This is a genomic window from Paenibacillus silviterrae (assembly GCF_030167925.1).
Taxonomy (GTDB): Bacteria; Bacillota; Bacilli; order Paenibacillales; family NBRC-103111; genus Paenibacillus_G; species Paenibacillus_G silviterrae.
Map to the genome: position 1 here is coordinate 197591 of NZ_JASKUT010000002.1, position 23988 is coordinate 221578.

The following is a 23988-nucleotide window of genomic DNA, read 5'->3' on the forward strand; positions in this document are numbered from 1 at the left end:
CGCACACGGCGCAAATGTGGTCAATATACAAAGCTAATGGATTTATGTATGGTGAAGCAAGGTGTTTATTGCAAACAGCCGTCTACAAGCAATAGAAAAGGAGAGAAAAAAACATGGGAGAGAAGAAACGTGAAGCTGCGCACGATGGTGTGCATGGATTTACATCGACCGATCATTATGTGATGCCTACCGACCCCGGGCTGATCGAACAATTGGAGCATTTCCAGGACCAGAAGCTAGGGCTGATGATGCATTGGGCTCCGGGGTGCCAGCTGGGGATTTTCGAGTCCTGGTGCATGAGCGACGATAGTGCCCATTGGTCCAAGAGGGATGTGGACTGGACCGACGATATGAACGTTTTTCGGGAGCAGTACCGGAATCTTTACAAATCCTTTAACCCCGTACGCTTCCAACCGGAACTGTGGGCCGATATTGCTTCTCAAAATGGCTTTAAATATTTATTATTCACAACCAAGCATCACGACGGCTTTTGTATGTGGGATACGAATACAACCGAATACAAAATCACGAACGAAAGCTGCCCGCACAGTACTTCAGCGAATGCCGACATTTGCCGGAGCTTATTTGATGCCTTTCGAAGCAAGGGGCTCTCGATTCATACCTATTTCTCCAAGCCGGACTGGAGCAGTCCTTATTTCTGGTCGCCGGAGTTCGCGTCCCCGGATGGCCGCACACAGCGAAGCGCCAATTACAGCATCTCGGAGAACCCGGAGCTATGGGAGCGGTTTGTCCGGTTTACGCACGAGCAAATCACAGAGCTGATGACCCGCTACGGCAAAATTGACGTTCTTTGGTTGGACGGCGGCTGGGTGAGACCGGATAATAAAGATCAGGATGTACGCATTGGAGAGCTTGCGGAGAAGCTCCGTTCTACCGTTCAACCACATCTGCTGGTAGCCGATCGTACCGTGGGGGGGGCCTACGAGAACATCATTACACCGGAGCAAACCATGCCGGATAAGCCGCTGCTTGTCCCTTGGGAGAGCTGTATCACCCTGGGCAAACGATTCTCTTTCAGCTATGAGGAAGAGTTCAAACAGCCGAGAGAAATTGTGCATATGTTCATCCAAATCATTGCCAAAGGGGGCAACCTTGCGCTGAACATCGCACCGCAGCCGGACGGAAGGCTTCCATGCAAAGGAGTCGAAGTACTGCAAGAGCTGGGCGCGTTCCTGAAGGTGAACGGTGAGGCGGTATATGGAACACGGGCTTGCGCACCTTACCTGACGGATCGTCTGGCTTTCACACGCAAAGGCAATCGTCTGTATGCCTTCTATTTGTATCCGGATGAAGCGGCCGAGCCTGTGCAGCGGCTGGAGCTTCCCGTTCCCGGCCGGGTTCAAGCCGTAAGCTTGCTCGGCAGCAATCACCCGGTGCAGCTAACCGAAGCGAAGGATGGCAGCATGGTAATTCAACTGGCTCCAAGGTCGTTCGAGCGTGCACCTTATGCCGAGGTAATTCAAATAGATTTAGCCTAAAAATGAGAAAAATCAAATCCTGCATATCCGCTCAAAAACGGCAAAAGGTTCGTGATATCCACGCTGAAAGAGCAAATTATGCTTTGAAAGCCCTATCATTTCTAGCGTACATCAATATCTGCATAACGATCGAAATATTGTTCATTTACCGAATGGCCTGGGTTGGATACGATAAATATACAAGCTAAGTACACCTAAGAAGGAGTTGGTGAGGGTTGGCGGTTCGGCAAGAGTCACTGCAAAGCGAAAACCTGGCGGTCACGCTGCCAAGAAAGCGCTTCAATCGCATGAAGCGAAATTATCAGCTGTATTTGTTTGTTTTGCCTATGATTGTTTATTTTATTGTTTTCCGTTACTTTCCCATGTATGGGGTCCAAATTGCATTTAAAGACTTTAATCCCGTTAGCGGAATCTGGGGAAGCGAGTGGATCGGCTTTGAGCATTTTGAACGCTTCTTCAATTCAAGCGAATTTGCACTGATTCTTAAAAATACGATCCTGATCAACGTCTATAATTTATTTCTGGGGTTCCCCCTTCCGATTATTTTGGCAATCATGTTAAACCAAGTGATTAATCTTCGATTTAAGAAGACGGTCCAAACCGTCATTTACGCACCGCATTTTATATCGACCGTTGTCATCGTCGGAATGCTGCAGGTGTTTCTGTCCCCGCGTTCGGGCGTCGTGAACACCTTGATCTCTAAGCTAGGCATAGAGCCGGTTTTCTTCATGGCGAGGCCTGAATTGTTTAAGGCCATTTATGTATTGTCCGAAATATGGCAAAATGCCGGGTGGGGAACGATCATTTACATTGCCGCCCTGGCGTCGATTAGCCCGGAGCTGCATGAATCCGCCGTGGTTGACGGGGCATCCAAGCTCCAGCGAATCAGGCATATCGATATTCCCGGCATCATGCCGACAGCCATCATTCTGCTTATTCTGGAATCCGGGCGAATGTTGTCGCTGGGCTTCGAGAAGGTGTTCCTCATGCAGAACAACCTGAATCGTGAAGCATCGGAGGTTATTTCCACCTACGTGTATAAAGTCGGGTTGACCCAAGCTGATTTCAGCTATGCTACGGCCATCGGATTGTTTGAGGCGGTTGTCAGTCTGGTCATCCTGCTGTCTGTGAACACGCTGGCTAAGAAGGTCTCCGATACCTCACTATGGTGATTGATATTTTGGGAAAGCAGGGATGCAGATATGAATTTGACATCAAGAAGTCGAACCGACCGGCTCTTCGATCTGGTGAACTATAGTGTTTTATCGCTTGTGTTCATCATAGTGTTATATCCGCTTTACTTTGTTATCATAGCTTCTATCAGCGATCCGACCTTCGTCAATTCGGGTCAAATCACGCTACTGCCCAAGGGCATTACATTCGACGGTTATGCAAGAATATTTCAGGATGATTCGATTCTGAACGGGTACGGCAATTCGATCGTATATACGGTGGTCGGCACAGCCATCAGCCTGCTGTTTACTTTACCGGCGGCTTATGCGCTCTCCAGAAAGGATATGGACGGGAGAAATCTGATTATGTATCTGGTTACCTTCACCATGTTTTTTAGCGGAGGGCTGATCCCGACATTTCTGCTCGTGAAAAAGCTCGGCATCTTGAATTCCATGTGGGCACTTATTCTTCCGGTTGCCGTTGGACCCTGGAACCTGATCATCGCAAGGAGCTTCTTTCAAAGCACCATACCCGATGAGCTAAGGGAAGCTGCCCAGATCGACGGCTGTGATGACATGACCTTTTTTGCCCAAATCGTCCTGCCCTTGTCCGCTGCGCTCATTACCATTCTTCTTTTGTTTTATGCCGTAGGCTATTGGAACGCGTACTTCAATGCTTTAATTTATATCAAGGACAAGGATTTGTATCCGCTGCAGCTGGTGCTTCGCAATATTCTCATTGTAAATGAGATATCGCCGGATATGATGCTGGACGTAGAGCAGGCATCCAAGCAGCAGGCCATAGCCGGACTGATCCGATACGGAGTCATTATTGTTGCTGCCCTGCCGCTGCTTATCGTGTATCCGTTTCTCCAGCGATACTTTGTGAAAGGCGTTATGATCGGCGCTGTCAAAGGGTAAAACAGAAGAGCTTGGTGTCAATAGGTTCGCCTATTCACATATAACCATTCCATACATAAGGGGAGGATTTTGTTTGAAACATCGCAAATGGATCAGTATAGCGGCTTCGGGGGCTATGGTGTTATCTCTGCTGGCCGCATGCTCTAAAGGAGAAAGCACGGGCGGGGAAGCCACGGTGGTCAAATCGGCCGACGGTAAGGAAATGCTCGGCAACATGTATACGACGGGACTTCCTATTGTAAAAGATAAGGTCACCTTGAAAATGATAGGGATTATGACCGCGGGCTCCGCTAATTTTGCGGATATGCCGTTCTTCAAGCAGCTGGAAGAAAAAACGAATGTGCATATCGAATGGGAGAACTACCCGGAGGTGGGTTACGGCGACAGGAAAAATCTGTTGTTAGCCGCTAATGAGCTGCCGGACGCCTTCTTCGGAATGAGTGCGTTTTCCATGGAGGACGCTAACAAATTCGGCCCTAAAGGGACCGTCATTCCGCTGGATGCATTGATCGACAAATATGCGCCGAATTATAAAGAGGCATTAAAGAAAATGCCGCTCATGGACGGCCTCAGCACAGCGTTTGACGGCAAAAAGTATACGATGGGTACGGTGATCGAACAGGAGGTCCGCAGCTATCCCGATAACCTGTATATTAACAAGAAGTGGTTGGATAAGCTCGGTCTGCAGCCGCCGACGACCATCGATGAATATTACAATGTCTTAAAGGCGTTCAAGGACGGGGATCCGAACGGCAATGGCAAGAAGGATGAGATCCCGTTTACATTTACCAAGTGGAATCACATTACGGGTTACGGTTCGTTATTCGGTGCCTACGGCATGGTCGATGTCCATAACGGATCGGGATCCAATCCCAGCTACGACCATTTTATCGTCGATAACGGCAAAGTGATGTTTACCGCCGACAAGCCGGAATATAAAGAAGCGGTGAAGGGACTTTCCCGATTCTTTAAAGATGGTTTGTTTGACAAGGAAGGCTTCACCCAAGACCAGAACCAGTTCAATGCGAAGATGAAGGATCCTGTGGGTGTAGTCGGCTCCTTCTACGCGTGGTCTGCTACGGCTGCCGCGCCGCAAACGAAAGATGACTATATTGCGCTTGCACCGCTGAAGGGGCCGGGCGGTAAAGAGCCGGTCGTAAAAAAGCGGAACAATCACATCAATGTGATGGGCTCCGGCTTCGCGATCAGCAGTACGAATAAACATCCGGAAATTACGATGAGATGGGTGGATGAGTTCTACAAGCAGCTTACCAGTATCGAAGCGCAGTGGGGGCCGGTCGGGACAGGACTGATCGATAAAGGGAACGGAACATATGATTTCAATAAAGAGGCGCCGCAGGGTGTCAGCTACCTGGATATGTTCAAAAAGTATTCCCCTGTCGACAATGCGCCGAAATTTTTGCCCAAGGAATTCTTCGGCAAGGTAGTACCGGTAAACGAAGCTGATAAGGAAAAGCAGGATGTCATCAACAAATATTACTCGTCCGCCAAAAAGAATGAAACGCTCCCTCAGATGAACTACACCGGCGATGAAGTCAAACTGATTACCAGCATTGGAATGGATATTACAAACTATGTCAAGGATAGACAAACCGCGTGGCTTCTTAACGGAGGCATCGACGAAGGCTGGAACGATTATTTGGCCAAACTGAAGCAATTGAAGGCAGAGGAGTATATGAAGACCATACAAACGGCCTATGAACGGAATGCCGGGAAGAAGTAAGCTGCACTGAATCGTTATCCCCGGACTGGAAGTCCGCATGATGCCATACCGGCGGTTCTTTCAGTCCGAAATATACCCTACATTTCCTTACAAGGAGGCAAGAATGAAAATGGCTTTTAGAAGGAACGTATCGTTGCTAATGGTGTTGGTCCTGTTTCTGCAGCTTATGAGCAGTATCGTATTCATAGGACCGAAGGCAGAGGCGGCAGATGATTATCGTTATGACCCGGCTACAGGAAAGTATTGGATCCCGGTCCCGCTGCCGGGTGCAGATTTTAATGAGTTGTCCCCCAGTCATGATAACATTTATGTAAGAACGGACCCGGCGATCCAATTCGGCACCGATGATACGACAGCGCCGCTGAACAAGTTTATCGTGACCACGGGAGGTACGGCGGATGCATCCGGCGTCATTGATGTGGCCAAAGCCGTCTATGAGGAGGGGCGTTCCTACAACGGCACAGGCTATCTGCAGTTTGGCAGCGGCTCAGCGACAACCGCTCCCGTCAATCTCATCTACAAGGTGGACGGTTTGGAGACAGGTGCCAAATATCGGCTCAGTGCCATGATGAGATCCGGCGGAGGCGCTTTTCAATTCGGGGTCAAAAGCTTCGACTCGCCGAATTACACAACCGGGGGAAGCCTAATGCTTCTTTCCTCTGCGATGGGACTCTCTACAAGTGAGTGGAAGGAAGTGGCCCTGGAGTTTACGCCGACTCAATCGGTCAATGCGCATGCCAAAATCGTTTTCTGGGCGGGGGCCGCAGCCAAACCGGTTGTTTTCGTCGATCAGCTGAAGCTGGAGAAAATATCGGATACTCCGCCCAAGGACCCGACGCCAGACCCCAATCCCAGTCCAACGGAGAATCCGAATATGATCTTCCGAACTGATTTTGAAAGCGTTTCCGACATGGTATATTCCGACCCGCAGGTAACCGATCATTTCATTAACGCGGACGGCAACGCAGAACTGACAACAGCTGATCGCCAGTCAGGCTCCCGTTCGTTGAAGCTGGGTAAGAGTTTGGCCGTACCCACCAAAGTAGGATATACAACCACGAAGCTGCAGCCCTCCACCCAATATCGAATTACCTACTCCGCCAAAGTCACCAATGCAAGCAGCAAAGTAAGCTTCCGAATCTCGGGCTACCGCAACAACAACCCTGCGGACAGGCAAGATATCATGAATTTCATTGAGCATACGCAAATGCAAAATACGGACTGGTCGACGTTTCACTACGACTTCGCAACAGGTGCTTCCGCCAACCGTGCCTATCTGGAGTTCAGCGCCGGCGCCGGACATTCTGCTTATATCGATGATATCCAGCTTGAGTATCGCGGACCGGCGGATGCCCCATTAACGGCACCCAAGCTATCCAGAGGCAGCGAGCTGTTTATTAAGCACGGACTACAGTTTCAATCCTGGACCTCAACCGATGAGGCTTACGCATTAAAGGCATGGCAGAAGTATCCGTCTGCTGTGGATATTAATGATTTGGGGCTTACGGCCGTTCAGTATCATGATGCACCGGAGTATAATTCCGAGCTTCATAAGCAGGCGCCGGATTTGAAATGGGGAATGGCGACAGGACCGTATGCAGTACATTTGTCCTCCTCCTATTTCGACCGGGCCGCTGCAGCGAAGTTTGACGGCGGCAGAACAGGGTCCCCTACCGAAGCGGAGCTGGAGAACGGGTTCCTGTCCGCTGAGCAAATAGCTAATAAGGGGAATCTGGTCAATATCGGCTTCGGCGATGAGGAGAATTACTCCGATACCTTAACGCAAATATTGAAGGATTGGTTCGAGCTTTCCAAGAAGCATTACCCGGACGTGCTTGTCCATCATAATGAAGTGGGCAACGCGCCTCCGCCGACCATTAGCCTGATTTCCACGTTTAATGAGGATATGCTGCGCAAGTATGTGAGAACCGCGAGGCCGGATTTTATCACTTACGATATGTACTATTGGAGGGAATCGCGGCAAGCGCAAGAGGTTGGAGGCACCGTTATTCCTTTCTACGATGACTTGAACCGATATCGGAAGGTCGCTTCCGAAGGCTATGACGGAACTGGAAAGTCCCCTATTCCCTTTGGGAAATATATGCAGGCTTGGAGAACGGGGCCGGGAGCGGCGACTCCGGAGAAACGGGGGGACGGCTGGTACGAGATCACGGAATCCCAGATCAATCTCGAAGCCTTCGCGGGATGGACGTTCGGTGCCAAATGGCAGAGCATGTTTGCTTGGCTGGATCAAAATCCGCAATATCTGTTCAGCGACTACCGTATGGATGAGAATGGAGTTGTCGGCAAATATTATTTGTTTGACCGATACAAGGAAATGATCAGACAAAGTAAAAATCTAGGCGAGCATTTGGTTAGAATCAATAATACCGATGTGAAAGTTATACCAGGTCAGCATGAGGAGAACGGTGCGATCGTTGCAAACAAACGTCCGGCAGGCAACCCATTGTGGTCGAAAGCGGGCGATCAGGCTTATATCGACTCGATCCGAGTGCAGAATGTCGGCATCGCCAATAACGGATTGAACGGGGATGTGTTTATCGGTTATTTCGAGCCGCTGCCGGGAATCGATACGACTCCATTTTTCACCTCGTCGTCTCCAAAGTACTTTATGCTGCTGAACGGGTTAACGAGCGGCGACGGCCTGCCTGCCGAGGAGCAGAAGGGCTCGAGTTATGAAACGAGACAGCAGGTGAAGCTTACCTTCGATCTGAGCAGCGGAGTCGATCCGACCAAGCTGCGTAAGGTCAGTCGTCTTACGGGCCAAATCGTTCATGTACCGCTTACGAATATGGGCGGCGGGAAATATGAGCTGACGACACAATTAGGCGGCGGAATGGCTGATCTGTACTTCTGGGAGCTTGGCTCAATGAATGCGGCGAGTGCTTATCAACCGGGCGTTGAAGACGCTTCGGATGTCAGATTGACCGGCGATCCGCGGTTTGCCAAGAAGCCGGCGCGCGATCTGGGTGGCCGGACCGTGACGGTAGGATGGATTCAAGGCACCTCAAGCCCGATTCCGAAACCGTATGACCATATGGGTTTTGCCTTTACGAAGGATGCATCCGGTAAGCTGAACCCGATGAAGGCAGGAGATATCGGCGCTTATTTCTCCCGCGACTTTGAGCTCGATCTTTGGAATCGGCGGGTAGCGAGGATCAAGCAAGAGAGCAACGTAAACCTTCGCTTCGTTCCGGACCTGAACTGGACGAAGGAGGAGCTGATGGCGAATGTGCGTAAGGTGAAGGCAGGCGAAGCCGTCGAAGGGATGCCGGATATTCTGGTTGTTCCCGATGAATGGACCTGGTCGGGACTCATCAAGAATGACATGATTTTGCCGGCGAACTCGTTTGCGGAATTCGATTTCACCGACCGGAAATGGAACAAGGCCTATCTGGATATGAGCACTTATAACCATCAGACGTATGGTCTGTATGCGGGACCTACGTTATCGAGTACGGGCATGTTTGCAAACAAAAGTGCGCTTGCCGCAGCCGGCGTTTCGGATGATCTGGCAGCTCTGCAGCAAAATAACGCATGGAACTGGAGCAAGCTAAAGGAGATTGGCGCGAAGCTGAAGGCATCGGGGCAATCGGGCAAATACCTGCTCGCGGATACCGACGAGTTGTTCCGGCAGATAGTCTATGCCAATGCGGGCAAACTGGCCGACATCGATGCTGCTGTGGCCCATGGTGATCAGCTGAATACGGTCCAAGTGAGAGAAGCGATCGAGTTGTACCGCGAACTCTATGAGGATGGTCTCATTGCGGAAAAGCCGCAAGGTGCATCGGACGATTGGTATTTGGAGCAATTTCGCCATGGAAATCTGCTCTTCATGGTCATGCCCTATGAGCAGACCGTAGAGCGGCTGAGAACGGCGTATAAGATACAGGACGCAGAGGTAACGATGCAGGACGGTACCTTCCTCGGGATGCCGGCCCAAATCCCGGTAATTACGGATGCCTGGGATATTGAGGTCGCTGCAGGCGACTTTACGATGAATAAAGACAGTTGGGTTGACCTGATGTTCCCTATGGGACCAAGTGCTGCATCGTATGCGTCCATCATTGACCGCCCTTCCTACCCCGTTCTGCTGTCATCGGCAGCGCATCCTTCGGATGCAGCTTATGTATGGAACGAACTGTCGGCGGAATTTACCGGGGTGCCTTATAACCGTTTCCTCAGGACATTCTTAAGCCAGCGGTCCGCGGATAACAATACCCTTCAGCGAATCGCGTTAAAAGAAGGAGTAGCGGACCATGCCGTATCGTCAGGCGTATGGGAGAAGATCATCAAGCCCCGTCTGCTGCCGGCCATGAGGAGCAACGAAGCAAACGGCGAACTGCTTCAGGAACTCGACAGGCTTTCGGGCGCGTACCTTTCCATTCAGATGGTCAAGGATACGATGCCCCCGGTAACGAAAGCCATGGTTCAGCCTGCCGAGCCGAATGGAGACAACGGCTGGTATCGCAGCAGCGTAACGGTAGCCCTATCTGCCGTTGACGATGGCTCGGGTGTTGCCGGAATAAAGTACAGCACGGATAACGGCTCTCACTGGACTGATTATGTGGAACCGCTGGTTTTCGATAAAGACGGGGAATATACCGTTGCTTATCGCAGTCAGGATATCGAAGGCAATGTGGAGGACGTAAGGAGCGTCAAGCTGCGAGTAGACCAAAGTCCTCCGGTCATCAAGTATTCGATTCCTTATGACATGTCGTATGATATCGACCAAATCGTGACGATTGCATGCGAGGCATCCGACGAAGTCTCAGGCATCGCCGCCTCCACCTGCAGCGATGTATCCGCTCCGGCTTATACATTCGTGCCAGGGACGCACACTATGACGTCATCCGCCAGGGACCTAGCTGGAAACACGGGTGTCGCCGAAGTTCGATTTCAAATTCGTATTACTATGGATGGTTTCATAAGACTTGTGAATCAGTTCTTGGGCGGAGAGAATGACGGGATAGCCCGATCGTTAACGGCCAAGCTGGAAAGCGCCGGGAAATCGGAGGGCAAGGAGCGCGCAAAGAAGCTTGAGGCATTCGAGAAGGAAGCGGCGGCACAAAAGGGAAAGGCTTTAAGCGTGCAACAAGCTGAAGTATTACTACAGCTGGCAAGTTATTTGAAATAAGATTTCGAAGCATAACCGGTCGCCGAAGTCCTCGGCGGCTGGTTATTTTTTATGCCGGCTCCTGAAAATTGGTGCTCTAGCCTGATGTATAGGCAAGAACGGAAAAGGACCGTCCGGATTTACGGACGGTCCCACATGATTCTCACTGCGAAGGATCCATATAGACAGAGAATTCGTTAATTGTCGGACCTAAGGATCCATTTCTGCTGGAAATATTCAAGCGGATTTTGTCCGAATTTACCACAGGGAAAGAAAGTGTCTGAATCTGTGCCGGATTGGTGCCTGAATAGGCATTGACCCAGTTGACCCCATCAAAATATTGAATTTGGAAATCTTTGATTCGGGTACCGCCGAATTGGTCGATCTTTACTTTATTGTAATTGAGCTTTCCGCCAAACTCGATCTGCAGCCATGCGCTCGACGTATTATCCGAAGTAGCCCAGCGTGTGCCCGTGTTGCCGTCCACCGATTTCTCGGGGCCGTAAGTGGAAGAATGGAAGTTGCTTGCAGAAGCAAGCTTATTTAACGCCAGATTCTCATTAGGATCCGGCACATTCAGCACCTCGAAGGAGTAGAGCGATGGGTTGCTGCCATTGGTTATTTGCAATCGAACGGAGCTTGCCGTCACCCTAGGGAACATGTCGCTTTGCGTAGAGGCTGCCAGGCCGCCGGTATATGCATTGACCCAGCCGGTTCCATTATAGTATTGGATGTGATAGCTCGAAATCCGTTGTCCTAATTGGGTGATTACGGTCTTATTGAAGGTGGTGGGCGCTCCAAAGTCAACCTGCAGCCAAGCGCTTGTCGTGCCGTCGCTTGTTGCCCATCGGGTGCTGCTGTTCCCGTCGGTTGCGTACGAGGCAATATACCCGGAGGAGTGTACGTTGCTTGCCGCCGTCGGTTTATTATAAGCCAAATCGGCGGGGTTCCCGGTATTGAGGCTCTTATGGATCCCAATCGAATGAAGGGTTGGGCTTGCCTGAGCTCCGGTTATATTCACACGAATCTGCGATGCGATGACGGTAGGGAAGGTAATCAGCTTCTTATGTCCAATGGTTACTCCTGTATAAACCGTCTTCCATGCATTGTTTTCGTAAACTTCCACGTGAAAGGAAGTGACTCGTTGTCCGAGCGGAATGTACTCTTGCAGTCTAATGATATCGAAGGCTTTGGCTGAGCCTAAATTTACTGTAATCGATGCATTCGTGACGCCGTCGGAGGTGGACCAGTAAGTGTTTTCGTTCTGATCCAGCATATTGCCCGCGGCAAAGAGGGTTCCGCGTGTTTCCGTAGCGGTGGCTACAGCGTCGGCTGCAAGATTCGTGTTATATACGTTATCCAAATAGCTGCGGAATTCCACCAATCGATTCTTATCATAATCGGTGATGAGACCTCTTCGGTCTGGTGGTACGTTCATTAGCAAAGTAGCGTTATGACCGACGGAACGGTTGTAAATATCAACTAGCGTGCTGAGCGACTTGACGGAGCTGTCCTGGCTTTGGTGATAGAACCAGCCCGGACGAATGGATACATCCGCCTCGGACGGGAGCCATCTCACGCCGTTCGCGCTGGGTGTTCCGGAGGCATCGACCTTGGACCACATCGTGTCGGGGGCTAACCCGTTCTCATTGCCGACCCACCGGACATCGTTATAGGGGGAACCTCCAAAGATGACTGCATTAGGCTGTAGCTGATGCACCAGATCAGACCATGCCTTGAAATCATATGTCTGGGGAGTATTATCGCCTTTGGCGCCATCCCACCACACTTCGCTGATTTCCCCGTAATTCGTCAGCAGCTCCCTTAATTGATTCATATAGAATTGGTTGTACGCCTCTCCCGAGCCGTAGGTAGGCTCATGACGATCCCATGGGGAAAGGTAAATTCCGAACTTGATTCCCTGTGCTCGGGCAGCTTCTGCCAGTTCCTTAACCACATCCCCCTGCCCGTTCTTCCATGGACTGCTCTTCACGCCATAATTGGTGTAAGCACTTGGCCAAAGGGTAAAGCCGTCGTGATGCTTAGCCGTAAGAATGATCATTTTAAAGCCTGCATTTTTTAAAACGGTTACCCATTGGTTGGCGTCCAATTGAGTAGGATTGAACAGGCTCGGACTATCCGTCCCATCACCCCATTCCTTATCTGTGAACGTGTTCATACCAAAGTGAATAAAGGCATACATGTCCATGTTTTGCCAGCTCACTTGCTTGGATGATGGCACAGGATTCAGGGGAGCAGGTGGAATCGTTGTAGCCGCCTGAGCGCGGGACCCGGAATGGAAATTCAAGAGAAAGAGCAGCAAAGCCAGAGAGACAACTGAAACGAAGGAATTCCTTTTCTTCACACAATATACCTCCACACGTAAAATTTTTGGTTTTTCTTCAGCAATGGTTCGAATATCGGTGCTCGGTCTGATATGCGGCGTTTTTTCCCTCCTTTTCTTAGAGATTCCTCTAGCAGGTCTATTATAGTTCACATGCGGAAACCAAAGGTTCTAATATTTTACTTTTTTTCGTGTGCTATTTTATGATGCTGTATAGTAGCAGGTGGCACTTAGGTTAATAGGATTCATCATTGTTGGAAGAAGCGTTTTTGGGGACCTGACAATTCACGGAAAAACGATACATTTCGACGATTTTTTTGATATGATAGAAAGAAGGAGGGGAGGTGGCAGGGCATATGTTCATAAAAAAAAGCAGTGTTCAGCACAAAATGCTGATTTCTTTTATCGCTCTTGTGGTGCTTCCGCTGAGCTTATTTGCTTACTTTTCGCTGACGATGACCCGGCAATCGATTGAGAAGCAAGCAGGCGCTGCCAAGCTGAAATCGTTAGGGCTTGTGTCGCAGAAGCTGGATATCATGGCATCGGACTTGGAAGCGATTTCGAATATTTATTTCTCCAATCAAGAGCTGCGGTCGCTGCTGCTTAGCCCTACCGGCAACCAAGCCTATCAGGAGAGGCTGCAGCAGCAGTTCCTGACGAAGCTGATCGTTACCTACCGTTACGCATACAATTGGCTGGAATACTACACTTCCATATTCGGCTACAACGGTGTTGAATTGCATACCTTTTATAGCGGCTCCAAGATTGGCTTAAACAAGCTTATGGGCGAGTCGTGGTATCCGGAGGCCGAAAAGCGAAACGGAGGCATTGTTTGGTTGTTTAATCCCTCTTCAAGCGCCAAACAAACATTGGATGAGGAGCATTACGTGTCCGCTGTAAGAATGCTGAAAGACTTTGAAGATAATCGGATGATCGGATTATTGATGATCAATGTCGGCGAAAGCTTTCTCTATAAGCAGTATGCCGGGGCGGCGCAGGATAATGAAGAGCTATTGATTTATGATGACGACGGTTGGATTATCTCGGCTGCGGATAAACGTCTGATCGGCGATACGATTTTGAATCAGCCTTATTATTCTGAGTTTCAGGGCAAGGAGGGGCATTTCAGGACCGAATACAAAGAAGAAGCGATGCTGGTGACGTATCATAAGACGGCCAGCACAGGTTGGACGATTGTATCTTACACCCCAATGGATACTCTTCTTGAAGATGTACAGCGGACGGAGTGGCTGACGCTGGTCGTATTGGCTGTTTTACTGCTGCTTTCCGTTGTGGTTTCCTATGAAATCGCCCGCAGGCTGTCGATTCCGATCCGCAGGTTGTTCAGCAGCATGAAGAAGGTGGAAATGGGAGACCTAACCGTAAGATCGGATGTTCGAGGAGAAGATGAAATCGGCGAGCTTGCTCTTAAATTTAACCGAATGGTCACACGGATTGAGGAGCTGCGTGACAGGGTCATTGAAGAGCAGGAGCTAAAAAGGAAAACCGAGCTGCAAAATTTACAATCTCAAATTAACACCCATTTCTTATACAACACACTGGCTTCCATACGCTCCATGCTGTTAACCGATCCAGTGGATAAAATCGACCATGTCATTATTTCTTTAGTCAAGCTGCTCAGAAAAACGTTGTCTGATGAAAGTGAGTATATTACAATCGCAGAGGAACTGGATAATCTCAGCAATTACATCCATATTCAGCTTGCGCGCCAGCATGAGAAGCTGAGAGTCCATGTACACGTCGATGAGAAGATCAAATCGTATCGAACCTTAAAGCTGCTGCTTCAGCCATTGGTGGAGAATGCCATATTTCACGGAATCGAACCCAAGTCGGGTACCGGAGATATTACCATTGAGGGATGGCAAGCGGGGGATGTGATTTGGTTCTCGGTAGCCGATAACGGCGTAGGCATTCCAGAGCCGGCTGAAGCAACGAGAAGCGATTCTCTAACAGAAAGGCTGCTCGCCTCCTCAGGAGGGGTCGGCTTAAAGAATGTACAAAGCCGCATGAAAACTCACTTCGGGGATCGCTTCGGCTTTGAGGTCCAGCAGGGCAAGGAGGGTGGAATGCGAATATTGCTCAGTTGGCCGGTTTTCATTCGTATGGAGGAGCTGAAGCAGCATGAACATTATCATCGTTGACGACGAGGCGCAAATCCGGCGTTGGATTGAGCTGCTCGTGCGGAAGATCGAACTGCCTGTACATATCGTTGCTATGTGCAGTAATGGCAAAGAGGCGCTGGATGCCTGTATAACGGGCGATGTGGATATCGTGATAACGGACATCAAGATGCCGGTGATGGACGGAATTGAATTGATACACCGGGTTAAGGAAGTGCGCCCATCCATTCCATTTCTCATTTTGAGCTCCTACAGCGAATTTCATTATGCCACCGAGGCTTTGAAGGCCGGAGCGAATGATTATCTGTTGAAGGCCGAAATTACGGCCCCCGGTTTGGCGGAGGCGCTAAGCAAACTATGGTCGGGCGTTGAAAAAGAGCGGAATCGTGAACTTGAGTTGTCTCGTCTGAAAAATACCTTGAACGGAAATCAATATGCCATCCGGTCGTTTTACTTTGCCGAGCTGCTGAAAGGGAAAATGGCAGCCATCCAGGAGTTTGACGAAAGGATGAGCACGCTGCGCATCCGGCTTAACAGAAATAGGATTGTGCTGATGGCCATTCGCAGCGACGACCGGACAGAAGGCAGGACGTCCGATTCCGTCAAAATTGCCGACCCGGACCTGCTGGACTCCGCTGTCATTAATATTATCGATGAGACGCTGCTAACCGAAGCGGGAAGCGGATGCTCCTTTGTATATGAGCAAGGATTTTACATTGCCGTCTTTAATTATGAGCATTGGAAGGGGAGGACCCTTCGCGAAATAACGCTACAATATGCCCACCGGATCGCCGGATACGTTAGTGGTTATTTGGGCTTGTCCGTATCGATTGGGATCAGTCTGCCCTCCTTAGATATTAGCGGTCTGGGACAGCAGCTGCAGGAGGCTAGCAGAGCCCTGCACCATAAGCTGTTCTATGGCAGAAGGACCATCTCCTGGTATTCCGATGAACCTGTTTCCGTCCAATCGGCCGCTCCAGGAAGCGGACACTTGTATCTTGAAAGGTTATCCGCGGAGCTTGAACGCGGACAATTTGTTCAAGCGCTGGAGTCCCTTCGCGATGCTCTGAAGCAGGTGGGCGAAGCCATGCTATGGAGCGAGAAGGAAGTCAAAGCTTTTTGTGTGGAATGTGCATTTTTGATGCAGCGGACACTGCGAAAGCACAATCCCTCTTCCGGTTTATTCATGGGGCCGGAGGCGCCGCACGAGGAGATTGCCCAATTGGTCACGTTTGAACAGGTGAGCAGCTGGTTATTATCGCGCTTCGAGAGGGATATGAAAGAAGTGAAGGAGAGCCAGCCCGCATATAGCGAGGCGATACGCAAGGTTTGCGAATATATGAAGACACAATATTCGCAGGAGGTTTCCTTACAGCAGGCCGCCCATTATGTTCACTTGAACAGAAACTATTTAAGCGAGCTTTTCAAAAAGGAAACAGGGATCAGCTTTAATGATTATTTGACCCAGATCCGCATTGAAAAAGCCAAGGAGCTGCTGCTGAAGGGCGAGACGAAGATTGGCTTGCTGGCAGAGCAAATCGGTTATCCCGACGGCAGTTACATGTCGAAGGTATTTAAGAAGGTGACGGGCATGACGCCCATGGAGTTTAAACAACGAAAACAAGAAAAGATGTAAATGAACTCGATGTTCGCGCATAGCAGACTTTCAGGGCGTTATATCAACGAAACAACCACCTTAGTGGGCTGTTCCATAAGTAGAAGAATCTACTTTGGGGACAGCCCATTCATACGAATAAAGGAACAAAACTACCGAAAATATGACAAAAAACAAAGGACGGTATTTTTTATAATAATGACAAGCGGTGGTTGAAGCCGCACAATCGAAAAAAAAGCGGGGGAAACAAATGAAAGTATGGAATAAGATGGCGGTTGGTGCCGCAGCACTTAGCATGGTTACAGTCATTACAGCTTGCTCTTCGGGTAGCGGCAGCGGAGCGGCTCAGGAAAACAAAAGCGACGAAAGCAAAAGTGCGAAACCGGTTGAAATTACCTTTGCCAATTGGATTTCCGTAGAGGACGGCACGAAGGAGGCTTACAACCAATTAATCGCTGACTTTGAGAAGAAGCATCCGAACATCAAGGTGAAATCGATCGGGATCCCTTTTGCTCAATTCAAGGATCAGGTGCTGGTAAGCTCGGCTGGCGGGAATCCGCCGGATGTCGCGATGTCGAACCAGAATTTCACGCCTGCTTTTGCCGGTGCGAAGCTGACCGCTTCACTGAAGGAATTGCTCGGAGCGGAGATTACGGACGATATTGTGGAAGGAAGCAAGACAGGGGTGACCTTCGACGGGAAGGTCATGGCGATGCCGTGGGCACCGCATCCAAGCGCTCTGTTCTGGAACAAGGCTCTGTTTAAGAAGGCGGGCTTGGATCCGGAGAAGCCGCCGCAAACCTGGGATGAGATGATTGTATACGCGAAGAAGATCGCCGCACTGGGCAAAGATGACAAGGGGAATCCGATCTACGGGATCGGCGAGAACGGGGCTTCCGACTCTTATACAGGCAACATGCTTCTCAGAATTGCTTATTCGTACGGGGGCAAGTTCGTAGACGATCAAGGTAACCTAGTCTATGATCAAGGCACAGCGCTGAAGGATTCGCTGCAATATCTTAAAGAGATGATTAACGATAAGGTTTCCCCGAAGGGAGCGGCGCAGAAGGATCTTCGTCCTATGTTTGCCAACGGAGCTCTCGGCATGCTGGTGGAAGGCGACTTCGGTCGTTCCAATTTCAGAAGCATGAGCGGCAAGGGAGCGGACTACGACAAGGAGTGGGGCGTAACTACGATCCCCGTAGGGAAAACAGGTAAAAGCGAAACCTTCTTCACGGAGCACCAGCTGGTCGTCTCGAATGAGGGTAAGCATAAGGCGGAGGCGGCGGAATTCGTCAAATACCTTGTATCAAAGGATGCGATGGCCATCTACCACAAGCTCAACGGGGTTATGTCCTCTCGTAAGTCTATCGCGGCATTACCGGAGATGAACGAGGACGAATACGCAAAAGTGTTTAATAAGCAGATGCAAACGGCATCCCCGGTTCCGGCAAGAAATCCGAAGTTCGATAATGCGATGCAAATATCGACGGATATGATCGTGCTGGTTACGGAAGGCGGTTTGAGCCCCGATCAGGCGATTACGACCGTCCTTCCCAAGATGAAGGAGCTATATAAGAAATAATAAAGGGAATGCGCGGAGGAAGGATATCCGTTCTCCGCCGGCTCCTTTGTATAACCATGCGGATGGGGTGAGAGGAATTTGAATATCAGGCTGGCCCGACAACAAAGGAATTTCTTGTTTGCTGCCGTCTTGCTGCTGCCTTCGATTATATTATTAGCCTTGACCATACTAAGTCCCTTGTTCAAATCAATCACGATGAGCTTCACGGATTACTCTTTGCTTAATCCGGATACAAGCTGGAATCATTTCGCCAACTACAGAAAGATCCTCAGCTCATCGGATTTCTACCATTCCTTGCGGGTAACGGTTTCCTATGTTACCGTTACGGTCATTCTGGATTTACTGATCGGTATGTCCCTGGCCTTGCTGCTAAACCGGAATATCCGATTTCGCTCATTCTTTCGAAGTATAGTCATGATCCCATGGGCGATCCCGACAATTGTCACGGCTCTGATCTTTCTATGGATCTATCAGGCGGACTATGGAGTGCTGAATTACTTCCTTCTTCATACGGGTCTTATCGACAGTAATATCAATTGGCTGCAAAGCGTTGATTATGCGCTGCCCTCCATTATTGTAGTTGCGGTATTCCGGCAATGTCCGCTTGTGGCCGTAATGATCCTGGCAGGACTGCAGAACATCTCGGTCAGCCTTTATGAGGCGGCGCGGATCGATGGCGCGAGCGGATGGAGGTTGTTCACCCGGATCACACTTCCTTTAGTCAAGCCAGTGATCAGCAGCGTCACATTGATAATGGTAGTGAACAATTTTCAAATGTTTACGTTATTTTTCACCTTAACCAACGGTGGACCTGCCGGAGCCTCAACCTCCCTGGCGATTCTCACCTATATCACGGCATTTTCCAAATATGAGATGGGGAAAGCTTCAGCCATTGGCGTGATCTGGCTTGTGCTGCTGTTTGTCTTCTCCGTTGTATTCACACGCATCATGAACAGAGAAGACAGGTAGGTGGGAACGATGAATACGGCCAAAGCTGCTAATCTGAAGAAAACCGCGGTGCTTGCCAAAAAGCGCTCCAGGGCGGGGGAAGGTTGGACCTATGGATTGCTGGGGCTGATTCTGATCTTCTTAATGTTCCCGGTATACTGGATTATTGTAACCTCCTTGCACACCAACAGCGAGCTGCTTCAGCTTCCACCCAAGTGGATTCCGGTACAGATCAACCTCTCCAGCTATGTGGAAATTTTGCGTTCGCCGGTTTTCTTAACTTTTTATAAAAATACCGTGCTTGTTGCCATGGGGGCGACCGCATTATGTATCATTGTATCCATCTTTGCCGGTTATGCCCTCTCACGATTCCAATTCAGAGGCAGCAATCTATTAACCTTGTTGTTTCTTTCAGCTCAGATGTTCCCGACGGTAACGTTGGTTATCGGACTATATTCTCAATATCAGGCGCTTCATCTGTTGAATACGCTGTACGTGCTGATCCTGGCTACGACTTCGACATCTCTGCCCTTCAGTATCATGCTGATGCGGACTTTCTTTAATGGCATTTCCAAGGAGTTGGAGGAGGCGGCTGAAATTGACGGAGCCTCCCGGTTCAAGACCTTATTTACCATTATTGTCCCCTTGTCCAAGCCTGGAATTATGGCGATTGCCATCTATACATTCCTGATCGCTTGGGATGACTTCTTGTTCGGCTTAACCCTGGTGAGCGACATTGGCAAAAGAACACTCAGCCCGGGCTTGTCGCTAACTTACCTCGGCGAGTATTCGGCGAACTGGTCCGGTGCGACGGCGGCCGCTGCAGTCGCCACGGTACCGCTGCTCATCGCGTTTATGTTCCTTCAGCGTTATATGGTAGAAGGCTTGACGGCCGGAGGCGTGAAGGAATAACCGTCGAAGCCTGCGTTTGGCGAAGCGCTGTATGGCAAAGAGAAGTAAAGCTATCAATAAAATGACGGCCTGTTCCATAGATCCAGGGAACAGGCCGTTTGACTTTGAATGCTAATAAGTAATCTCCGACCGCCGTATGCGGTCTATTTCTTGTTCCCAAGGCTTGAATCATACAAAAACAAACATTTTCTCATAGATTCCTCAACTCCTTCCATTCGTCGCATCGAATACAATACAACTGTAAGCACAGACAAACGAAAAGAGTGGAGGGACAGGCATGAGTGGGCCCTTGATAGTGATGGAGGGAATAGAGAAGCAATTTCCCGGCGTGAAGGCGTTGAACCAGTGCCGGTTTGAGCTGCTGGCAGGCGAGGTACATGCCCTGGTCGGAGAGAACGGCGCCGGCAAATCAACGATGATGAAAATACTGACCGGTGTATATACCAAGGATGCCGGGAGGATCGTCTATAAGGGGCAGGAAGTTGATATTCAGAATACCAAAGCGGCGCAACAGCTGGGCATCAGTATCATTCATCAAGAGCTGAATATGATGCCGCATTTGACAGTTGCTCAGAATATCTTTATCGGGCGCGAGCCGCGCAAAGGGTGGTTCTTGGATGAGAAGCAGCTCAATGCCCAAACTCAGGCGCTGTTTGAGCTTATGAATCTGCCGTTGGACCCGAGAAGTATAATGTCGGAGCTGACTGTCGCCAAGCAGCAAATGGTGGAGATTGCCAAAGCGCTCTCGTTCGAATCAGAGGTTCTCATTATGGATGAGCCGACAGCGGCGCTTACTCAATCGGAGATCGAAGAGCTGTTCCGGATGATAGAGCAGCTTCGGCAGCAGGGCGTAGGGATCGTTTATATATCTCATCGGATGGAGGAACTGAAGCGGATTACGGATCGAATTACGGTTATGCGCGACGGTTGTTATATAGATACGGTTCGAACGGCATCCATCACCATCGATCAGATCATTGCTATGATGGTTGGGAGGGAGATCCAGAATGTAACAAAACCGGCTGCTGCTCCGAATAAGAGTGCGAAAGCGCTGGAGGTACGGGGATTAAGCCGCGGTTCGGAGCTTCAAAATGTCAGTTTCTATGTACGCAAGGGTGAAATTCTTGGCTTTGCCGGACTCATGGGAGCGGGGCGAACGGAAGTGGCCCGGGCTATCTTCGGTGCGGACCCGTTTGATAAGGGAGAAATTCTCATTCACGGGAATCCGGTCAGAATCAAGCAGCCACATGATGCCGTGGCCCATGGGCTAGGTTATCTGTCAGAGGATCGTAAGCGTTATGGATGTCTTGTAGAGATGGATGTAAAGATGAATATTGCAGCCGCCAGTTTCTCCCGCTTTACCCGCCTGGGCTGGGTAGATGACAAGAGTATCGCGCGAGCGGCGGAGAAGTATGTGGAATCACTTAAGATCAGAACGCCGAGTGCAGACCAGCTTGTCAAGTTCTTGTCAGGAGGTAATCAGCAAAAGGTCGTTATCAGCAAATGGCTGGCGCGGGATTGTAATATTCTCATCTTCGATGAGCCGACCCGCGGGATCGACGTTGGGGCGAAATCGGAGATTTACAAGCTGCTGGAGCAGCTGGCGAGCGAAGGGAAAGCGATCATTATGATCTCTTCGGAGCTGCCTGAAGTACTGCGTTTAAGTCACAGAATCATGGTGATGTGCGAAGGCAGGATCACAGGAGAGCTAAGCAGCGAAGAAGCAACGCAAGAGAAAATAATGAAATACGCAACGATGCAATCGTAGGGGGCTGTCAACCATGAAAGTAACCTTATCCGACCGGCAGACATCGCTGAAAGGCTTGGCGATGCAGAAGGTTTTGGCTTTTGCCAGCTTGATTCTGTTAATTATTGTCTTCACGCTTTCATCAAGCAATTTCTTTCGGTTCGATAATTTGGTGGCGATTATCCTGTCAACGGCAGTTATTGGGGTTCTGGCACTTGGCTCCACCTTTGTCATCATTACCTCCGGAATTGATCTGGCCGTCGGAACGGTAATGACATTTGCTTCCGTGATGACGGGAGTCATCATAACAACCTGGCAGCTCCCTATGCCGCTGGGTATCGCAGGGGGGATTGCAACGGGGGCGCTATGCGGCCTGATCAGCGGCCTGGCCGTAGCCAAAATGAAAATTCCTCCGTTCATTGCAACGCTTGCCATGATGATGATTACGAAAGGCTTGTCACTTGTCATTTCCGGGGCTAAGCCCATCTATTTCAACGATACGCCTCAATTTATGGATATTTCGATGGGGTCGATTATCGGCTCCATCGTTCCAGGCTGGGATATCCCTAATGCCGTACTGATTTTCTTCGGATTAGCCATCATTGCAAGCATGATTCTCTCCAAGACGATTATCGGACGGTTCAACTTTGCTATCGGCAGCAATGAGGAGGCAACCCGATTATCCGGCGTGAACGTCGACAGATGGAAAATGGTTATCTATACCATTACCGGTGTTTTCAGCGGGATTGCGGGAATCTTGATGGCATCGCGTTTGAATTCGGCACAGCCTGCACTAGGTGTCGGTTATGAGCTCGAAGCGATTGCAGCGGTTGTGATTGGCGGAACTTCGCTGAGCGGGGGCAAAGGCTCCATTCTCGGCACGGTGATCGGCGCCTTAATCATGAGTGTCTTAACGAATGGGCTTCGGATTTTATCCGTTCCTCAGGAGTGGCAGACCGTCATCGTGGGCTTGGTGGTCATACTGGCTGTGTACGCGGATATTCTTCGTCGCAAGAAAAAATAAGTAACGGTATAACCTCCGCTTACGGAGATTCATACAACCAAACTATATGGTAGGGGAGACTATAACGATGGCAAAGAAAAAATCGTTAGCAGCAATTACCGGTACGGTCCTTTTGGTCGCAACCATTCTAAGCGCTTGCGCCGGCGGGGCACAGCAGAGCAGCGCGCCTGCACCGAACGATTCGAAGCCTGCAGGCAACCAATCGGCAGAGAAGATGTATATTCCCGTCATTTCCAAGGGATTCCAGCATCAATTCTGGCAGGCCGTTAAGCAAGGAGCCGAGAAAGCGGCGAAGGAATTCAACGTTGAAATCACCTTTGAAGGCCCAGAGACCGAGTCCCAGGTAGATAAGCAGATTGAAATGCTGCAGGCTGCGCTGGGCAAGAAGCCGAAGGCAATCGCTCTGGCAGCGCTGGACAGCAAGGCGGCGGGTCCTATGCTGCAAAAGGCTAAGTCCTCCAACATACCCGTTATCGGCTTTGACTCCGGTGTAGACAGCGACATTCCGGTTACTACTGCAGCTACAGATAACAAAGCGGCAGCGGCGCTTGCGGCTGACAAGATGGCGGAGCTTATCGGCAAGGAAGGCGAGATTGCTTTGATCGTCCATGACCAAACAAGCCGTACAGGCGTTGACCGCCGTGACGGCTTCGCGAATCAAATCAAATCCAAGTATCCGAATATCAAAATTGTTGATATTCAGTACGGTGGCGGCGATCACCTGAAATCAACGGATCTGGCCAAGGCCATGATCCAGGCGCATCCGAACTTGAAAGGCGTATTCGGCTCGAACGAAGGCTCCGCCATTGGCGTCGTAAACGCGGTGACCGAGCTGAAGAAGGATAAACTTGTGATCATCGGCTTTGATTCCGGTAAACCTCAGTTGGATGCTATCAAAAACGGTAAGATGGCCGGGGCGATCACGCAGGATCCGATCGGAATCGGATATTGGGCTGTGAAGGCTGCGGTGCAAGCAGTGAAGGGAGAGAGCGTGGCGAAAACGATCGATACCGGCTTCCATTGGTATGATAAAACGAACATGGATTCCGACAAAATCAAACCGTTACTTTACAACTAGCAGGTTAGGGAAAATTACATTGAAAAAAGCCGGAGGCAGTCCCGCAGGGGGGTTGTCTCCTTGAGCTTTCTATGTGAAAATAATGAAGCAAACCCAAAGGGAATCTTTACCAATCCTGTAC

The 23988-nt window shown here is 49.9% G+C and carries 14 protein-coding genes; 13 read left to right on the forward strand and 1 reads right to left on the reverse strand.

Translation table 11 applies throughout. From position 1 onward, the window contains the following. Positions 1 to 113 precede the first annotated feature (113 nt). From QMO62_RS24675 to QMO62_RS24695, 5 genes are all read left to right on the forward strand, one after another. Positions 114 to 1499 carry an alpha-L-fucosidase gene (locus QMO62_RS24675; RefSeq protein ID WP_284645159.1) on the forward strand — a complete coding sequence of 462 codons (1386 nt, stop codon included), beginning with the start codon at positions 114 to 116 and terminating at the stop codon, positions 1497 to 1499. Positions 1500 to 1714: 215 nt separating this feature from the next. Further along, complete coding sequence (locus tag QMO62_RS24680; RefSeq protein WP_372516734.1) at positions 1715 to 2671, forward strand: ABC transporter permease; 957 nt, start codon at positions 1715 to 1717, stop codon at positions 2669 to 2671. Positions 2672 to 2701: 30 nt separating this feature from the next. After that, positions 2702 to 3592 carry a carbohydrate ABC transporter permease gene (locus QMO62_RS24685; protein ID WP_284645160.1) on the forward strand — a complete coding sequence of 297 codons (891 nt, stop codon included), beginning with the start codon at positions 2702 to 2704 and terminating at the stop codon, positions 3590 to 3592. 73 nt (positions 3593 to 3665) lie between these two features. Continuing rightward, positions 3666 to 5336 carry a type 2 periplasmic-binding domain-containing protein gene (locus tag QMO62_RS24690; RefSeq protein ID WP_284645161.1) on the forward strand — a complete coding sequence of 557 codons (1671 nt, stop codon included), beginning with the start codon at positions 3666 to 3668 and terminating at the stop codon, positions 5334 to 5336. Between the two features lie 109 nt (positions 5337 to 5445). Further along, a complete protein-coding gene (locus QMO62_RS24695; RefSeq protein WP_284645162.1) occupies positions 5446 to 10494 on the forward strand; it encodes an ABC transporter substrate-binding protein in 5049 nt (1682 codons plus the stop codon). 142 nt (positions 10495 to 10636) lie between these two features. Here the strand turns inward: QMO62_RS24695 and QMO62_RS24700 are convergent, their stop codons facing one another. After that, the gene (locus QMO62_RS24700) at positions 10637 to 12838 is read right to left on the reverse strand and encodes an alpha-L-fucosidase (protein WP_284645163.1); all 2202 of its coding nucleotides are present in this window, start codon (positions 12836 to 12838) and stop codon (positions 10637 to 10639) included. Between the two features lie 335 nt (positions 12839 to 13173). Here QMO62_RS24700 and QMO62_RS24705 point away from each other — a divergent pair, with 335 nt between their 5' ends. The 8 genes from QMO62_RS24705 (at position 13174) to QMO62_RS24740 (ending at position 23867) form a co-directional block, all read left to right on the forward strand. Continuing rightward, on the forward strand, positions 13174 to 14979 hold the full coding sequence (locus tag QMO62_RS24705) for a sensor histidine kinase (protein WP_284645164.1): 1806 nt from the start codon (positions 13174 to 13176) through the stop codon (positions 14977 to 14979). Beyond that, positions 14960 to 16594, forward strand: a complete 1635-nt coding sequence (locus tag QMO62_RS24710; RefSeq protein ID WP_284645165.1) for a response regulator — start codon at positions 14960 to 14962, stop codon at positions 16592 to 16594. The genes QMO62_RS24705 and QMO62_RS24710 overlap by 20 nt, the downstream gene beginning before the upstream one ends. A gap of 229 nt (positions 16595 to 16823) precedes the next feature. Further along, entirely contained in the window at positions 16824 to 18158 is a 1335-nt protein-coding gene (locus QMO62_RS24715; RefSeq protein WP_284645166.1) for an ABC transporter substrate-binding protein, read from the forward strand. A 78-nt stretch (positions 18159 to 18236) separates the two neighbouring features. Continuing rightward, entirely contained in the window at positions 18237 to 19127 is an 891-nt protein-coding gene (locus QMO62_RS24720; RefSeq protein WP_284645167.1) for a carbohydrate ABC transporter permease, read from the forward strand. A gap of 9 nt (positions 19128 to 19136) precedes the next feature. After that, entirely contained in the window at positions 19137 to 20018 is an 882-nt protein-coding gene (locus QMO62_RS24725; protein WP_284645168.1) for a carbohydrate ABC transporter permease, read from the forward strand. A 277-nt stretch (positions 20019 to 20295) separates the two neighbouring features. Then, a complete protein-coding gene (locus QMO62_RS24730; protein WP_284645169.1) occupies positions 20296 to 21786 on the forward strand; it encodes a sugar ABC transporter ATP-binding protein in 1491 nt (496 codons plus the stop codon). Between the two features lie 13 nt (positions 21787 to 21799). After that, complete coding sequence (locus QMO62_RS24735; RefSeq protein WP_284645170.1) at positions 21800 to 22789, forward strand: ABC transporter permease; 990 nt, start codon at positions 21800 to 21802, stop codon at positions 22787 to 22789. A gap of 67 nt (positions 22790 to 22856) precedes the next feature. Further along, entirely contained in the window at positions 22857 to 23867 is a 1011-nt protein-coding gene (locus tag QMO62_RS24740) for an ABC transporter substrate-binding protein (RefSeq protein WP_284645171.1), read from the forward strand. Positions 23868 to 23988: the final 121 nt, after the last annotated feature.

What these genes read in the sequence shown, in the direction of transcription:
- QMO62_RS24695 (WP_284645162.1), top strand. Translation starts at nt 5,446, where the DNA reads ATGGCTTTTAGAAGGAACGTATCGTTGCTAATGGTGTTGGTCCTGTTT.
- QMO62_RS24675 (WP_284645159.1), top strand. Translation starts at nt 114, where the DNA reads ATGGGAGAGAAGAAACGTGAAGCTGCGCACGATGGTGTGCATGGATTT.
- QMO62_RS24730 (WP_284645169.1), top strand. Translation starts at nt 20,296, where the DNA reads ATGAGTGGGCCCTTGATAGTGATGGAGGGAATAGAGAAGCAATTTCCC.
- QMO62_RS24735 (WP_284645170.1), top strand. Translation starts at nt 21,800, where the DNA reads ATGAAAGTAACCTTATCCGACCGGCAGACATCGCTGAAAGGCTTGGCG.
- QMO62_RS24740 (WP_284645171.1), top strand. Translation starts at nt 22,857, where the DNA reads ATGGCAAAGAAAAAATCGTTAGCAGCAATTACCGGTACGGTCCTTTTG.
- QMO62_RS24685 (WP_284645160.1), top strand. Translation starts at nt 2,702, where the DNA reads ATGAATTTGACATCAAGAAGTCGAACCGACCGGCTCTTCGATCTGGTG.
- QMO62_RS24725 (WP_284645168.1), top strand. Translation starts at nt 19,137, where the DNA reads ATGAATACGGCCAAAGCTGCTAATCTGAAGAAAACCGCGGTGCTTGCC.
- QMO62_RS24705 (WP_284645164.1), top strand. Translation starts at nt 13,174, where the DNA reads ATGTTCATAAAAAAAAGCAGTGTTCAGCACAAAATGCTGATTTCTTTT.
- QMO62_RS24715 (WP_284645166.1), top strand. Translation starts at nt 16,824, where the DNA reads ATGAAAGTATGGAATAAGATGGCGGTTGGTGCCGCAGCACTTAGCATG.
- QMO62_RS24710 (WP_284645165.1), top strand. Translation starts at nt 14,960, where the DNA reads ATGAACATTATCATCGTTGACGACGAGGCGCAAATCCGGCGTTGGATT.